Source organism: Arthrobacter sp. 2MCAF15 (genome assembly GCF_052115605.1).
Lineage (GTDB): Bacteria > Actinomycetota > Actinomycetes > Actinomycetales > Micrococcaceae > Arthrobacter.
This window is the reverse complement of sequence record NZ_JBFRGZ010000009.1, coordinates 116,721-131,142: the sequence shown is the minus strand read 5'-3', so window position 1 is coordinate 131,142 and position 14,422 is coordinate 116,721. Positions and strand designations below refer to the sequence as shown.

The window sequence follows — 14,422 nt, the reverse complement described above, 5'->3', positions numbered from 1 at the left end:
TAGCGCACATCGTGAGATAATCGACCAGTGGCACGCGGCGATGGAAAACTTTCTCATGATCTTCTCCCAGGCGAAAAAGGCCCTCAGGACGCATGCGGCGTCTTCGGGGTCTGGGCACCCGGTGAAGAAGTAGCAAAACTCACCTATTACGGGCTGTATGCACTGCAGCACCGCGGTCAGGAGTCGGCTGGCATAGCAACCAGCGACGGCAAGCGGATCAACGTCTACAAGGACATGGGCCTCGTTTCCCAGGTCTTCGACGAGACCACGCTGAACACCCTGACCGGGCACCTGGCCGTCGGCCACTGCCGCTATTCCACTACGGGCGCCAGCCACTGGGCCAACGCCCAGCCCACCCTGGGCGCGACCGCCACAGGCACCGTGGCGCTGGCCCACAACGGCAACCTGACCAACACGGCCGAGCTCAAGGCGATGATCGAGGACCGCAACGGCGGCCAGCTCAGCGGCGAGATGAAGCAGGGCAACACCTCGGACACGGCGCTGGTCACGGCGCTCCTGGAGGGCGAGGAGGGCAAGTCCCTCGAAGAGACCGCCATGGAGCTGCTGCCCAAGATCAAGGGCGGCTTCTGCTTCGTCTTCATGGACGAGGGCACCCTCTACGCGGCCCGGGACACCTACGGGATCCGTCCGCTGTGCCTCGGCCGGCTGGAACGCGGCTGGGTGGTTGCCTCCGAGCAGTCCGCCCTCGCCACCGTCGGCGCCAGCTTCATCCGCGAAATCGAACCCGGCGAGTTCATCGCCATCGACGAGGACGGCGTCCGCTCCCAGCGCTTCGCCGAGTCGACCCCGGCCGGCTGCGTCTTCGAATACGTGTACCTCGCCCGCCCGGACGCCTCCATCGCGGGCCGCTCGGTGTACGAGTCCCGCGTGGAGATGGGCCGCCAGCTGGCCCGCGAAAACACCCAGGAAGCGGACATTGTCATCCCCGTGCCGGAATCGGGCACCCCCGCGGCCGTGGGCTACGCCGAGGAATCCGGCATCCCCTTCGCGCACGGTTTCGTCAAGAACTCCTATGTGGGCCGCACATTCATCCAGCCCTCACAGACCCTGCGCCAGCTCGGTATCCGCCTCAAGCTCAACGCCCTGGAATCCGTGATCCGCGGCAAGCGGGTCGTCGTGGTTGACGACTCGATCGTCCGCGGCAACACCCAGCGCGCCATCGTGCGGATGCTCCGGGAAGCGGGCGCCGCCAGCGTCCACATCAAGATTTCCTCCCCGCCGGTCAAGTGGCCGTGTTTCTACGGCATCGACTTCGCCTCCCGCGCGGAACTGATCGCCAACGGCGCCACCATCGATGAAATCACCCAGGCCATCGGCGCCGACTCGCTCGCCTACATCTCCGAAGACGGCATGATCGAGGCCACCCGGCAGCCGCGCGAACGCCTGTGCACCGCCTGCTTCACCGGCAAGTACCCGATCGAGCTCCCCGGCGCGGACAAGCTCGGCAAGAACCTGCTCGAGCGCACGGACCTCGGCGGACTGCCGTCCGCGTCCGGTGCCGCCCCCGCTGACGGCACCGCCCAGGCGGCGTCCACGGCCTCCGCAGCGTCCGACGCCGAACCCGGCACCTCGATCTCCGACGATCCGGCCGAGAAGGCCGGCGCCACCGGCTGCGATCCGGGGCCGGACTCCGAATTCGAAGAACTGCTCACCGATGCCGACCGCGTCACCAAAGCCGACAAGAAAGAGCCAGTATGACTTCCGCCTCCCCGGCCGCTGACATGAACGCCGCCCAGAACGCCGGCATCACCTACGCCTCCGCCGGCGTCGACGTCGAAGCGGGAGACCGCGCCGTCGAACTCATGAAAGACGCCGTCAAGGCAACCCACAACTCCTCGGTGATCGGCGGCGTCGGCGGGTTCGCGGGCCTCTACGACGTCTCCCGGCTCCTGACCTACAAGCGCCCGCTGCTGGCCACGTCCACCGACGGCGTCGGCACCAAGGTGGCCATCGCCCAGGCCATGGACATCCACGACACCATCGGCTTCGACCTCGTCGGCATGGTGGTGGACGACATCGTCGTCGTGGGCGCCGAGCCGCTCTACATGACCGACTACATCGCCTGCGGCAAGGTGGTCCCGGAGCGCATCGCGGACATCGTCCGCGGCATCGCGGCCGCCTGCTCGGTCGCCGGCACCGCCCTGGTGGGCGGCGAAACCGCCGAACACCCGGGCCTGCTCGGTGAGCACGAATACGACGTCGCCGGTGCCGCCACCGGTGTTGTCGAGGCCGACTCGCTGCTTGGCCCGGACCGTGTCCGTGCCGGCGACGTCGTAATCGGCATGGCCTCCTCCGGCCTGCACTCCAACGGCTACTCCCTGGTCCGCCGCGTCATCAACCACGCCGGCTGGGCCCTGGACCGCCAGGTCTCCGAACTCGGCCGCACCCTGGGCGAGGAGCTCCTCGAGCCCACCCGCGTCTACGCGGCGGACTGCCTGGACCTCGCCCGCACCTTCCCGGTGAACGGCTCCGCGGCCGGCAAGGCCGTCCACGGCTTCAGCCACGTGACCGGCGGCGGGCTCGCGGCCAACCTGGCCCGTGTCCTCCCGCAGGGCCTGCTGGCCACCGTGGACCGCGCCACCTGGGAACTCCCGGCCATCTTCAAGCTGGTTTCCGAGCTCGGCAACGTCCCGCTGGCCGATCTCGAGCGCACCCTGAACCTGGGCGTCGGCATGGTGGCCATCGTGTCGCCGGAAGCGGCCGACGCCGCCGTGACCCGGCTCAACGACCGCGGCCTTCCGTCCTGGATCATGGGCACTGTCCAGGAGAACTCGGATTCCATCGTCAAGACCGGCCCGGACTACGTCCAGGGCGCCAAGGGCGTCGACGGCGGCGCCGTCCGGCTGGTCAACGCCTACGCCTAAAGCCCCTAAAAGCATCGAGTGCTCCGCACCTGCCGTTTGCAGCAGCATAAGGGCGGTTGGGCCCACGCCGGCAGGGTTCCCTGGCCGAGCTTGCGAGGTCAGGGGGCAGTTACGGAGCACTCGATGGTTAAGGCCTAGAGCACCGCGGACAGGAAGGCGCGCGTCCGTTCATGCTGGGGACGGTTGATGACCGCCTCTGCTGGCCCTTCCTCAAGGATCCGGCCGCCGTGCATGAACACCACACGGTCAGCGACGTCCCGGGCGAATCCCATTTCATGGGTGACAACGATCATGGTCATTCCGCTCCGGGCAAGATCCTTCATGACGCGGAGGACTTCGCCGACGAGTTCCGGGTCCAGGGCGGACGTGGGCTCGTCAAAGAGCATCAGTTTCGGTTCCATGCAGAGTGCCCGGGCGATCGCCACGCGCTGCTGCTGCCCGCCCGAGAGGTGGCGCGGGTAGGCCTGGGCCTTCTCCGCCAGTCCCACCTTGTCCAGGAGCCCGAGCGCCCGGCGCCGGACCTCGTCCTTGCGCTGTTTGAGCACCCTCCGCGGGGCCTCCATGAGGTTTTCCAGCACGGTCATGTGCGGGAACAGGTTGAAGTGCTGGAACACCATGCCGATGTCGCTCCGGTCGGCGCAGATCTCATTGTGGGACTGTTCGTGCAGCTTGCGGCCCTTGAGCCGGTAGCCCACCACGCGGTCCTCCACCCGGAGCAGGCCGCCGTCGATCTTTTCCAGATGGTTCACGCACCGCAGGAAGGTGCTCTTTCCCGATCCGGAGGCGCCGATGATGCAGACCACCTCGCCGCGCCGGATTTCAAGATCGATGCCCTTGAGGACCTCGTTGGTTCCAAAGCTCTTGCGGACGCCCTCGGCCCGCACCAGCGGCCTTGGCCCTGCTGTCTCGGTGGTCATGACTTACCGCCCCTTCCTGAGGCTTGCGGGGAGTGGATCCTGAAGAAACGCCGCAGGCGTTCGGCGGCCGACGGCGGCACGGACCGGGAGGTACCGCGGGAGAACCGCCGCTCCAAATACCCCTGGCCCACGCTGAACACGGTGGTGACGATGATGTACCAGATGCTGGCCACAAGCAGCAGCGGCACCACCTGGAGGTTCTTGGAGTAGATGATCTGGGCTGAATACAGCAGTTCCGGGACTGCGATGACGCTGACCAGCGAGGTCATTTTCAGCATGCCGATGAACTCGTTGCCGGTGGGGGGAATGATCACCCGCATGGCCTGCGGCAGGATCACCCGGAACAGGGTCTGCAGGCGTGACATGCCCAGCGCCCCCGCGGCCTCGCCTTGGCCCTGGTCGATCGACTGGATGCCGGCCCGGACAATCTCGGACATGTAGGCCGCCTCGTTGAGCCCCAGGCCCAGGATGGCCGCGGCCAGGGGCGTGATGAGCTGGTTGGCATCGAGGCTGACGCCCGGGATGCCGAACGTGATTTCCGGGTACAGCGCCGAGAGATTGAACCAGAACAGCAGCTGGACCAGCACGGGGGTGCCCCGGAAAGCCGTCACGTAGATGCCGGCCGAGGCCTTGACCACCGGGTTGGCGGAGAGCTGCATGACGGCCAGGATGACGCCCAGTCCGACGCCGGCCGCCATGCAGACGACTGTCAGCATCAGCGTGATGCCAATGCCGTTGACGATTGTGATGTCCCGGAAGTACAGGGCCACCTTGTCCCAGCCAAAGCGCGGGTTCGTCACGGCCGACAGCAGGAGCAGACCGACGACGGCGGTCACCGCCGCTGCGGCGACCCAGCGCCACGGGTGCCGGGCCGTCACTACGGTGTACTCGCCCCTGGTGCCGGCGGTCCGTGAAAGGCTCATGGTCCCGCTCATGGGGTGGCTCCGGCGTCGACCTGGTCCGCACTGACCTTCACGGAATCGGGGATCCCGTACTTGGCGTTGATGGCCCTGTAGGTATCGCTGGCTACGAGTGCCTCGACAGCGGCCACGACGGCCTTGGTCAGCGGTGAACCTTTCGGCAGGGCGATGCCCACCGGCGTGGGTTCCCAGCCGGCGCCGGGGGCGAGTTCGAACGAGCCGCCGGACAGCTTGCTGGCGTAGGCCATGCCGATGTCTCCGGACAGGACGCCGTCAACGCGGCCGGAGATGAGGGCCAGGTTGGCTTCGTGCTGGGAGGGGAAGAGCTGGATGTCGATCGGGGCCTGTCCCGCGTCAGTGCACTGCTTCGAGAAGGCAGGCAGATTTTCGATGCCCTGGGACGTTCCCTTTTCGCCGCCGATCCTGATGCCGCACAGCTTCATGGCGTCAAGGGCGAGATTCTTCGGGTTCCCCTGCTTGACTGCCAGGCCCGAGCCGCTGTTCATGTAGGTGGCGAAGTCGGCGTTCTTCTTCCGTTCAGCGGTGACATTGAATCCGGAGATCCCGACGTCATACTTATGCGATCCGACGCCGGGGAGGATGGTGTCAAAGGTGGCCGGGACCATCGTGGCCTCCAATCCCAGGGTCTCCCCGAGTGCCTTGGCGAAGTCGGCGTCCCATCCCGTCACCGTCTTGTTGTCCGCGGCGTAGAACTCGTACGGCGCGAACGTGGGGTCCGTCCCCACCAGGAGCGTTCCCTTGGACCTGACCTGCACGGGCAGCAGGTCTGCTGCCGCCTGGTTGAGCGGTGCGGCGGCGATGGCGCCGCCCTGCCCGGGCAGGGGCTGGGCGGCGGCGTTACCGGCGTCGAGGGAGGCGGTGGTGCAGCCGCTGAGCCCGATAAGGGCGGCGAGCAGCACAGTGCCGGTGGCCGTGAAATTAAGACGTGACATAGTTGCCTTTCGGATGGGTGGTTCCGTGGTCAACGGCGATGTTGACCAGCGTGGTGCCGACGTTGACGGGGGCCGGGTGCCGAACGATGGCAACCACCCCGTCGATGGGTGCGAAGAATTCCTTTGCCGGGCGGTCGAGTTCCTCCACTGAATGAACCCTGGCCACGAGGGCCCCTGCCGCGACGATTTGCCCCAGCTCAACGGTGGGTTCGAAGAGCCCGGCCATGGTGGAGTTCACCGGGGACTGCGGTGTGAGCTCCACCCACTGGACTGTGGACTGGTCTGAGGACTGAACTGAGGACTTGCCTGTGGACTGGCCGGCGGATGGGACCGCGGACTGGGCCGGTGACGGCACGCCCTGGAGAATTCCCCAGTGACCCAGGAGCGCCCGCAGCCCCGTCCGTGCGCGCTTCAGGATCTGCAGGGAGACCGTCCCCCTGCCGCCGAGTTCGGTGGAGATCATGGGAACGCCTGCCCGGTCGGCGGCGCCGCTGATGGAACCGGATTTGAGCATGGGCTGCACCACGACCGAATACGGCACGTTGAAGGCAGCCACGGCCGCGGTCTTTTGCGCCCAGAGTTCCGGCGTGGGTCCGTGGTAGACGAAGGCCGAGGGCACGTATTCCGAGGCGATTCCGCCGGAATGGATGTCCATGACGAAGTCCGCCAGCGGGATGAGGTCCTCGGCCACGATGGAAGCTATCTGCTGGGCGGGGCCCCCGGCCGGGTTGCCCGGAAGGGACCTGTTGAGGTTCACTCCGTCCACACTGGCAACGCGGCGCCCTTCCCGGACGGCGGCGATATTCAGCGCGGGCAGCACAATCAGGCGTCCGCTGACTTCCGCCGGATCGATGGACCGGATCAGCTCCTGCAGCAGGATCTGGCCTTCGTACTCGTCGCCGTGAGTGCCCGCGATAAGTAGCACCGTTGGCCCGGCCCCGCCGCTCAGGACGGCGATGGGGGACGGGATCACGGCGGCGTCGTGGGCGTTGTCCGAATGTTCAATCTCCAGATAGCCGAGCTGCCTGCCTGTGGCAAGGAAATCGACACCGGGGATTCGGGGAATGTGCAGGGGCATGGGCTGACTTTCAGCTAGGCTGGGCAAGATTGGATTCACTGTATACAGTGAATACTGTGATGTAAAGCACGTAGACTTGATGAATTCTTGGGACCAGAAGGGGATGAGGCGAATGGCTGTGCAAGCTGCCAAGAAGTTGCGGCCGTTGAGCGAGCAGGTCTACGACCGGATCAGTGATGAGATCGTCAACGGCGTCGTTGAGCCGGGTGCTCCACTGGTCCAGGAGCAGCTGGCGGACGAATACGGGGTGTCCCGCACGCCGATCCGCGACGCGCTGAACCGGCTGGTGCACGAGGGCCTGGCCACACTGGTACCCGGTGCCGGATATTTCGCGACGACGCTGACGCCGTCGAACGTTGCCGAGGTCTATGAAGTCCGCAAAGCGCTGGAGATCATGGCCATCCGGCAGTGCGGCGCCAAGTACACGCCCCTCGAGCTGGCCCGGCTGGAGCTGCTGATTGCCGAGGGATCCGCGAGTGCCGACGCGGAGGCGCTGTTCACGGCAACACGGGGGTTCCACCTCAGCCTGGCAGCCCCCTGCCCAAATAAGTTCCTGCTGACCACGCTCGAGTCCGTCTGGGACAACCCCGTCCAGCGCCTGATCAGCCGCTCATATCCGCTGGACGATGCCAAGCTGGCCCGCGTCGCCGATTCACACACGAAGATCCTGGCCGCCGCGCGGGCCGGTGATCCCGATGCCCTGATTCCGCTGCTGGACCTCTGCCACGAGAAGGACTGAGCTGCCCTAGACCTCCAGCAGGTTGAAGACGCCGCCCTGCGGGTCCTTCAGCGTGGCGATCGCGCCGGCTTCCTCGACCCCTTCCGGTTCGATCAGCACGACGCCGCCCGCGGCCACCGCAGCCTGCACGGCGGCCGCGACGTCGGAGACGCCGAAGTAGACCTGCCAGCCCGGCTCGAGAGTGTCCTGGGCATCGCCGGGGACCCGGGCGATGCCGGCAACCTCCGCGCCGTCCACCATGAGCGTGGTGTAGGTGCCGCCGTCGTCCTGGGGATATTCGGTCACCTCGTGCCCGAAGAGCTGCTGGAAGAAGCCGACGGCGGCCTGCGGCTCCGGCGTGAGCAGCTCCGCCCAGGCCAGGGTCCCCGCCTCCTGGCTCCGGCCGGCCCCGAAGTGGCTGCCCGCCTGCCACGCGCCCGTGGTTCCGCCGCCGGGAGGGGCGAAGAAGACCATGACGCCGGTGTCGCCGATGGCCTCCGGGCCGAATTCAAGGCGCCCGGTGGAGTGAGCCAGTTCGGCGGCCAGGTTTTTGGCTTCCTCGACAGCGAAGTACACGTTCCACTTGCCCGGCTCGCCCGCGGCTTCCTGACGGGGGTTCTGCGGCGCGAGGACTGTCACCAGCGCCTCGCCAAGGAAGGCCTGTGCGTAGCTGCGCCCGTCCGGGGTGGGCAGGTCCTCGTACCGCCAGCCAAAAACCGCCGCATAGAAGGCCTTCGCCGCTTCCACATCCCTGGTCTGGAGGTCTGTCCAGCAGAGCTCACCCTCGGCGAATCCTGTGCGCGTGGTCATGGCAGTCCTTCCGGGCATCTGGGCATCTGGGCATCTGGGCGGGAAATTCCGGCACGAACAACCAAGCCCGGGGCCCCGCCGGTGACAACAGCGCCGCGAATACCGGGGACAGGAAACGGCGTACACGAAGCCGGGTACAAGAAAGGCCGCCGGGCACACCTGTAACAGGAGTGGCCGGCGGCCTGAAAAACTTTGGCCGGCACCGCAGTGCCGAAAGGATCCCCCGGCAGAACCTGCCGGGAGGAAGCGTCGACTAACCTATGCGACGGGAATCTACCTCGTCGTCGTCGTCTTCCACATCGTCCGCGTACTTATCCACATACGCTGAATAATCCGGTTCGACCGGGTCATCCGCGAAGTGGCTCGTGGCACGACTTCCCGGGCCCGTGAGCTCGCGCTGAAGGGCCGAATAGTCAGTGTTCGGGGAGTAGTACTTGATGTCCCGAGCCTGCTTGGTAGCTTTTGCCTTTTGACGGCCGCGCCCCATGGCGTGACCCCCTTTTGTACTTGGACCGGAGGTGGTCACCTTTGGCGATCGGTGAGGCCCCGGAATGTTTGGTCAATTTGTCGTACACCTAGATTACATGCTTTCGGCGTCAACTGCTCGCCGGCCCGCCCCGTGTGGACACTGTGGCGCCTCGGCAGCGGCGGCCTCGGCCACCGGCACATGCGCCGTAACGCGCTTCTTCGATAGAGTTTCGTGATGTGCGCCCGGAAAAGGGCCACGACGCCGGGCCTCCAGCCCCGGCAAAAGACGCACGGAAGTGGTGAATTTCTCAGTGACTGAAGAGAATCCAAGGAACGACGCCGGGACCATCCCGCCGCCGCCTTCAAGGCCGCCGACGTCCGCCCTGCCCGTCATCACAGCCGACCCGGCACGGGCCACGAACCGCTCGGCGGCACCGGCTGGGAAACCCGTCACCTTCGACCGCATCATTGCCGCGCTCTCCTGGCGCGCGCGGCGCGTGGCCCGCCAGATCCGCCGGCAGGGGCCACGGCGGCTGGGTGTGGCCGCGGCCATTCTTGTCGCGCTCGGCCTTCTGCTCTGGTGGGCTGTGGCCTCATTTGCCGGCGGCGGCCAGCCCGCCCCGGATAGCGCCAGTCCGGCCCCGGCGGCTTCGGCGGAGTCGGCCCCGGCCAGCCGCGGAGCCTTGCCGCTGGAAGGCGTCAGCCCCATGGACTTCCAGCTGCGTGACTGCTTCAAGGACTTCGATCCGGATGCGCAGCAGTCCACCATTGTGGACTGCGCCACGGGCCACTCGGCGCAGCTGGTGGCGGTGGAGAAGTACGGTGCGGCTGACTCCTACCCCGGCCGGGAAGCGCTCAAGCAAAAGGCGCGCAATGCCTGCAAGGCTGCACCGCTGACGGAGAAGGCCGGCAGCTACGGGCTGAGCTACAAGCTGGCCTACCCGAGCTCGAACAGCTGGGAGAAGGGCGACCGCCGGGTCGATTGCTACGCCGTCACGGACGCCGGAAACGTCATCAAGGAGTCCCTGCTGCCGTAGCCTTACGCAGCGTTTCGCAGACATTAACGCCACTGGCAGCCGGGACGAATCCGGCTGCCAGTGGCGTTTTTCTGCTGCGGCGCGTTTGTCTGCCGCGGCTCCTTACAGCTGCGGCGGCGCCTGCTCCTTGCGCCGGACCGAGAGCCCGCTGCCGGTGCCCGCGCCGCCGTCGGTCACGTCCATGTCCTCCAGCTCGCCCATGGTGAGTTCCATCAGGTCCGGCGCGGTGTCCACCAGAACGGTGTCGCCGTCGGTGATTTCGCCGGCCAGGATTTCCTTTGCCAGCCGGTCGCCGATCTCTCGCTGCACCAGCCGGCGCAGCGGCCGGGCGCCGTACGCCGGGTCGAAGCCGGTCACGGCCAGCCAGGCCCGGGCGCCCTCGGTGACTTCGAGGTTCAGCCGGCGGCCCTTGAGCCGCTCGCCCAGCTCCTTGACCTGGAGTTCCACGATTTCGGACAGCTCCTCCACGCTCAGCGGATCGAAGAGGACCACCTCGTCCAGCCTGTTCAGGAATTCCGGCTTGAAGGAGGCGTTCACCATGGCCATGACGGCGTTCTTCTTGGCCGCGGCGTCGAGGTTGGGGTCCACCAGGAACTGGCTGCCTATGTTCGAAGTGAGCACCAGGATCACGTTGCGGAAGTCCACGGTGCGCCCCTGACCATCGGTGAGCCTCCCGTCGTCGAGCACCTGCAGGAGGATGTCGAAGACCTCCGGATGGGCCTTTTCCACCTCGTCCAGCAGCAGCACCGAGTACGGGCGCCGCCGGACGGCCTCCGTGAGCTGGCCGCCCTCCTCGTAGCCGACGTACCCGGGAGGCGCCCCGACGAGCCTGGCCACGGAGTGCTTCTCCGAATATTCGGACATGTCGATCCGGACCATCGCGCGCTCGTCGTCGAAGAGGAAGTCCGCAAGGGACTTGGCGAGCTCAGTCTTGCCGACGCCGGTGGGGCCCAGGAACAGGAACGAACCCGTAGGTCGGTTGGGATCACTGATCCCGGCGCGGGCGCGGCGCACGGCGTCGGAAACCACGGCAACGGCCTTCTTCTGGCCGATCAGCCGCTCGCCCAGGACATGCTCCATGTTCAGCAGCTTCTGGCTCTCGCCCTGCAGCATGCGCCCCGCAGGGATGCCGGTCCAGGCCGAAATCACCTCGGCGATGTCGTCGGCTGTGACTTCATCGGCCACCATCTGCGTGGATTTGTCGGGCACGGCCGCCTCGGCCTCGGACGCAGCGTTCAGTTCCCGCTCCAGGGCGGGGATCTCCCCATAGAGGATCCTGGACGCCGTCTCGAGGTCGCCCTCGCGCTGGGCCTTGTCCGCCGCAGAGCGGAGCTCGTCGAGCTTGGCCCGGAGGTCACCCACCCGGTTCAGGCCCGCCTTCTCGGCCTCCCAACGGGCGTTCAGGCCCGCGAGCTCTTCCTTCTTGTCCGCCATGTCCGCGCGCAGCGCCGCGAGGCGCTCCTTCGAAGCGGCATCGGTCTCGCCGGCCAGGGCCAGCTCCTCCATGGTCAGGCGGTCCACCTGGCGGCGCAGCTGGTCGATCTCTTCGGGGGCGGAATCGATTTCCATGCGCAGCCGGGACGCGGCCTCGTCCACGAGGTCGATCGCCTTGTCCGGCAGCTGCCGGCCGGAGATGTACCGGTTGGAGAGTGTCGCCGCCGCCACGAGGGCGGAATCGGAGATGGAAACCTTGTGGTGGGCCTCGTAGCGCTCTTTGAGGCCGCGCAGAATGCCGATGGTGTCCTCCACGCTGGGCTCGCCCACGAACACCTGCTGGAACCGACGTTCCAGGGCGGGGTCCTTTTCGATGTTCTCGCGGTACTCATCCAGCGTGGTGGCACCGATCAGCCGCAGCTCGCCGCGGGCCAGCATGGGTTTGAGCATGTTGCCGGCGTCCATGGAACTGTCCCCGGTGGCGCCGGCACCCACCACCGTGTGGAGCTCGTCGATGAAGGTGACAATCTGCCCCTCGGAGCCCTTGATTTCCTCCAGGACAGCCTTGAGCCGCTCCTCGAATTCGCCGCGGTACTTCGCGCCGGCCACCATGGAGGCGAGGTCCAGGGCGATCAGGGTCTTGCCGCGCAGGCTTTCGGGCACGTCGCCCTCTACGATCCGCTGGGCGAGGCCCTCGACGACGGCGGTCTTGCCGACCCCGGGCTCGCCGATAATGACGGGGTTGTTCTTGGTGCGGCGGCTCAGGACCTGGATGATGCGCCGGATCTCTGCATCGCGGCCAATCACCGGGTCCAGCTTGCCCGAGCGGGCGACAGCGGTGAGGTCCGTGCCGTATTTCTCGAGTGCCTGGAAGGTGTTTTCCGGGTCCGCGTTGTCCACTTTGCGGCCGCCGCGCACGCCGGGCAGGGCGGCCAGGAGCGCCTCGTGGGAGGCGCCGGCCTCGCGCAGGAGCGTCCCGACGCCGTCGCTGCCGGCAGCGAGGCCGAGCAGCAGGTGTTCGGTGGAGACAAAGCTGTCCCCGAGCCGTTCGGCCTCGTTCTGGGCATTCTTGATCGCCTGCAGGCCGGTCCGGGACAGCTGCGCCTGCTGCACACTGCTCCCGGACGTTGAGGGCAGGGCCTTGATGGCGGTGCTCGCCTGGACGCTGACGATGTCCGGGTCTGCGCCCGTGGCCCGGAGCAGTGCGACGGCGACGCCCTCCCGCTGGTCCATGAGCGCCTTGAGCAGGTGCGCCGGCTCGAGCTGCGGGTTTCCCGCGGTCGAGGCATTCATGGCGGCGGCGGCGAGAGCCTCCTGGCTCTTGGTGGTGAACTTGGCGTCCAAAGAGGGCTCCTTCCGGAATGGTCCTGATGGCAAAGTTGAGTCTACATCGCTCAACTTTGCCGTGATGCCCGCTGGCTCCATGTTTGCCGACAGCGAAACGCCTGTCTAGGGGCGGACTGCCCGCGGGCCATGCGCCCCAGGGAGAGCCAGGGGGCATCAGGGAGAGCTAGGGGGCACCGGGGAGCAACCAGGCATCCGCCCCCGGCCCCGCTGGTTCCACGGGTTCCACTGATTCCACTGACCCCACTGGTTCCATTGGTTCCGCTGGTTCCACGGGTTCCACGGGTTCCACCGCTTCCACCGATTCCACCGATTCCACCGCTCCCACTGATTCCACTGATTCCACTGATTCCACGGGACATGCCCTCCCCTGAGCCCGAAGAGTGGACATAATCCCATCATGTCCGCTCTTCGGGCCGAGGGCTGGACATGCTCCCGCCATCCGGGCGCGAAAAATGGGCATGTCCCGCTCGCCCGGTACGAAAAATGAGCATGTCCCCGCTCGCCCGGCACGACTCGGCCCCAAGACTGGACGTGTCCCACTCGCCCGGCTGGACATGCCCCCTCGGCCCGGATTGGAAAAATGGGCATGTCCCGCGGCAGCCGCTCACGCAGCCCGCACCAGTCACTTAACGTTGCTTAACGATCGGCAGGCTCCTTACTGTAACTGGGGTCACAGCAACTCGAACCGACACGAAGGAGGGCCGGACATGCACGAACACGCCGCAAGCGCCACGATGGACGGCCGTGTTGGACCGGTTTCGGCCGCCGCGGTGGCACGGGCCGCCGGGGTCTCCTCGGCTGCGGTCTCCTATGTCCTCAATGGCAAGGGCGGCGTCTCGCCGGAAACCCGGCGCCACATCATCCATGTGGCGAACGAGCTCGGCTTCAGGCCCCGTAAGCCCTCGCAGTCAACAGACCCGCAGCGGACCCGGGTCATCGGGCTGATCCTGCCGAACATCATCAATCCGATGTTTCCGCGCTGGGCGCAGGGCGTCATCACGGCCGCGGCGGAGTCCGGCTACGAAGTTTTCGTCGCCACCACCCAGGACGATCCGGAGGTCCTCGCCCAGGTCACCTCCACACTGGCGCACCGCAACGTGGACGGCATCATCCTGGCCGCCTCGCTCCGGGACGACGCCACCGCGCTCCGCACCCTGAGGGCGGCCCGGATCCCCTACGTGTGCCTGTCCCGGCGGGCGGACTTCCTCGATTCGGACTTTGTCGGGATCGACGACGACGCCGCCGCCTCCACGCTGATGCAGCACATGCTCAGCCACGGCTTCACCGAGATCGCCACCGTTGTGGGGCCCCGATTCTCGACCGCCTCCCTGGCCCGTGAACAGGCGTTTGTCCGCACCGCCGCCGCAGCCGGCATCACCATCAGCGGCGACCGGAAGATCAGCACCAGGGTCAACAACGAGGGCGGCCGGCTGGCAGCGGAACGGCTGTTTTCCGCCGGAACTCCGCCCCAGGCCGTGGTGTGCGGCAGCGACGAACTTGCCATCGGCGTCATGGAATACGCCCTGTCGCGCGGCCTGCGCATCCCGGAGGACGTCGCCGTCGCCGGCTGTGACGGTCTGCCGCACAGCCGCTCCGGGCTGATCAACCTGACCAGCATTGTCCAACCGCAGCAGGAAATGGCCAACGAGGCCTTCGCCATGCTGCTCAAACGCATCGATTCCCCTTCCGCCTCCTACACCTCGAAAGTGTGCCGGCACCGCCTGCACGTCGGGCGGACGTGCGGCTGCACGCCGCCGGACATCTGAGGCCGGGCGCCGCACCGAAGACGCCCACGCCGGCGGCCACACGCCGGCCGGGCCGGCCACGGCCAGTCCCCCGCATCCGCCCATCCACG

Annotated in this window: 12 protein-coding genes; 5 read left to right on the top strand and 7 right to left on the bottom strand. The window is 67.1% G+C overall.

The window, feature by feature from the left end:
- Nucleotides 1-27 precede the first annotated feature (27 nt).
- Both purF and purM read left to right on the top strand, forming a co-directional pair.
- Nucleotides 28-1,719 carry an amidophosphoribosyltransferase gene (purF, locus tag AB4089_RS12605; RefSeq protein ID WP_441409627.1) on the top strand — a complete coding sequence of 564 codons (1,692 nt, stop codon included), beginning with the start codon at nucleotides 28-30 and terminating at the stop codon, nucleotides 1,717-1,719.
- The gene (gene purM / locus AB4089_RS12600) at nucleotides 1,716-2,885 is read left to right on the top strand and encodes a phosphoribosylformylglycinamidine cyclo-ligase (protein ID WP_441409626.1); all 1,170 of its coding nucleotides are present in this window, start codon (nucleotides 1,716-1,718) and stop codon (nucleotides 2,883-2,885) included. Before purF ends, purM begins: the two co-directional genes overlap by 4 nt.
- A 134-nt stretch (nucleotides 2,886-3,019) precedes the next feature.
- Here the strand turns inward: purM and AB4089_RS12595 are convergent, their stop codons facing one another.
- Genes AB4089_RS12595 through AB4089_RS12580 form a run of 4 tightly spaced genes read right to left on the bottom strand, consistent with a single transcriptional unit; the run spans nucleotide 3,020 to nucleotide 6,753 of the window.
- Nucleotides 3,020-3,802 (bottom strand): amino acid ABC transporter ATP-binding protein, encoded by a 783-nt coding sequence (locus AB4089_RS12595; protein ID WP_441409625.1) that lies wholly within the window; start codon nucleotides 3,800-3,802, stop codon nucleotides 3,020-3,022.
- Nucleotides 3,799-4,725 (bottom strand): amino acid ABC transporter permease, encoded by a 927-nt coding sequence (locus AB4089_RS12590; protein WP_441409624.1) that lies wholly within the window; start codon nucleotides 4,723-4,725, stop codon nucleotides 3,799-3,801. The genes AB4089_RS12595 and AB4089_RS12590 overlap by 4 nt, the downstream gene beginning before the upstream one ends.
- A gap of 8 nt (nucleotides 4,726-4,733) precedes the next feature.
- Complete coding sequence (locus AB4089_RS12585) at nucleotides 4,734-5,675, bottom strand: ABC transporter substrate-binding protein (protein WP_441409623.1); 942 nt, start codon at nucleotides 5,673-5,675, stop codon at nucleotides 4,734-4,736.
- Nucleotides 5,662-6,753, bottom strand: coding sequence for a succinylglutamate desuccinylase/aspartoacylase family protein (locus AB4089_RS12580; RefSeq protein WP_441409622.1), 1,092 nt, complete (start codon nucleotides 6,751-6,753; stop codon nucleotides 5,662-5,664). Before AB4089_RS12580 ends, AB4089_RS12585 begins: the two co-directional genes overlap by 14 nt.
- A gap of 112 nt (nucleotides 6,754-6,865) precedes the next feature.
- Here AB4089_RS12580 and AB4089_RS12575 point away from each other — a divergent pair, with 112 nt between their 5' ends.
- Nucleotides 6,866-7,492, top strand: coding sequence for a GntR family transcriptional regulator (locus AB4089_RS12575; RefSeq protein ID WP_441409621.1), 627 nt, complete (start codon nucleotides 6,866-6,868; stop codon nucleotides 7,490-7,492).
- 6 nt (nucleotides 7,493-7,498) lie between these two features.
- Here the strand turns inward: AB4089_RS12575 and AB4089_RS12570 are convergent, their stop codons facing one another.
- Complete coding sequence (locus AB4089_RS12570) at nucleotides 7,499-8,281, bottom strand: VOC family protein (protein WP_441409620.1); 783 nt, start codon at nucleotides 8,279-8,281, stop codon at nucleotides 7,499-7,501.
- Between the two features lie 253 nt (nucleotides 8,282-8,534).
- Entirely contained in the window at nucleotides 8,535-8,768 is a 234-nt protein-coding gene (locus AB4089_RS12565; RefSeq protein WP_018774150.1) for a DUF3073 domain-containing protein, read from the bottom strand.
- Between the two features lie 292 nt (nucleotides 8,769-9,060).
- On the opposite strand from AB4089_RS12565, the gene AB4089_RS12560 reads away from it, so the two are divergent.
- On the top strand, nucleotides 9,061-9,786 hold the full coding sequence (locus AB4089_RS12560; protein ID WP_441409619.1) for a septum formation family protein: 726 nt from the start codon (nucleotides 9,061-9,063) through the stop codon (nucleotides 9,784-9,786).
- A 102-nt stretch (nucleotides 9,787-9,888) separates the two neighbouring features.
- Here AB4089_RS12560 and clpB read toward each other — a convergent pair whose 3' ends face one another.
- Nucleotides 9,889-12,564 (bottom strand): ATP-dependent chaperone ClpB, encoded by a 2,676-nt coding sequence (gene clpB, locus AB4089_RS12555; RefSeq protein ID WP_441409618.1) that lies wholly within the window; start codon nucleotides 12,562-12,564, stop codon nucleotides 9,889-9,891.
- Between the two features lie 710 nt (nucleotides 12,565-13,274).
- On the opposite strand from clpB, the gene AB4089_RS12550 reads away from it, so the two are divergent.
- Nucleotides 13,275-14,333 (top strand): LacI family DNA-binding transcriptional regulator, encoded by a 1,059-nt coding sequence (locus tag AB4089_RS12550; protein WP_441409617.1) that lies wholly within the window; start codon nucleotides 13,275-13,277, stop codon nucleotides 14,331-14,333.
- Nucleotides 14,334-14,422 lie beyond the last annotated feature (89 nt).

Excerpts from the sequence above, each read along its gene's own strand:
- purM (WP_441409626.1), top strand. The coding sequence starts at position 1,716 with ATGACTTCCGCCTCCCCGGCCGCTGACATGAACGCCGCCCAGAACGCC.
- AB4089_RS12570 (WP_441409620.1), bottom strand. The coding sequence starts at position 8,281 with ATGACCACGCGCACAGGATTCGCCGAGGGTGAGCTCTGCTGGACAGAC.
- AB4089_RS12565 (WP_018774150.1), bottom strand. The coding sequence starts at position 8,768 with ATGGGGCGCGGCCGTCAAAAGGCAAAAGCTACCAAGCAGGCTCGGGAC.
- AB4089_RS12590 (WP_441409624.1), bottom strand. The coding sequence starts at position 4,725 with ATGAGCCTTTCACGGACCGCCGGCACCAGGGGCGAGTACACCGTAGTG.
- AB4089_RS12595 (WP_441409625.1), bottom strand. The coding sequence starts at position 3,802 with ATGACCACCGAGACAGCAGGGCCAAGGCCGCTGGTGCGGGCCGAGGGC.
- AB4089_RS12575 (WP_441409621.1), top strand. The coding sequence starts at position 6,866 with ATGGCTGTGCAAGCTGCCAAGAAGTTGCGGCCGTTGAGCGAGCAGGTC.
- AB4089_RS12550 (WP_441409617.1), top strand. The coding sequence starts at position 13,275 with ATGCACGAACACGCCGCAAGCGCCACGATGGACGGCCGTGTTGGACCG.
- AB4089_RS12580 (WP_441409622.1), bottom strand. The coding sequence starts at position 6,753 with ATGCCCCTGCACATTCCCCGAATCCCCGGTGTCGATTTCCTTGCCACA.
- AB4089_RS12585 (WP_441409623.1), bottom strand. The coding sequence starts at position 5,675 with ATGTCACGTCTTAATTTCACGGCCACCGGCACTGTGCTGCTCGCCGCC.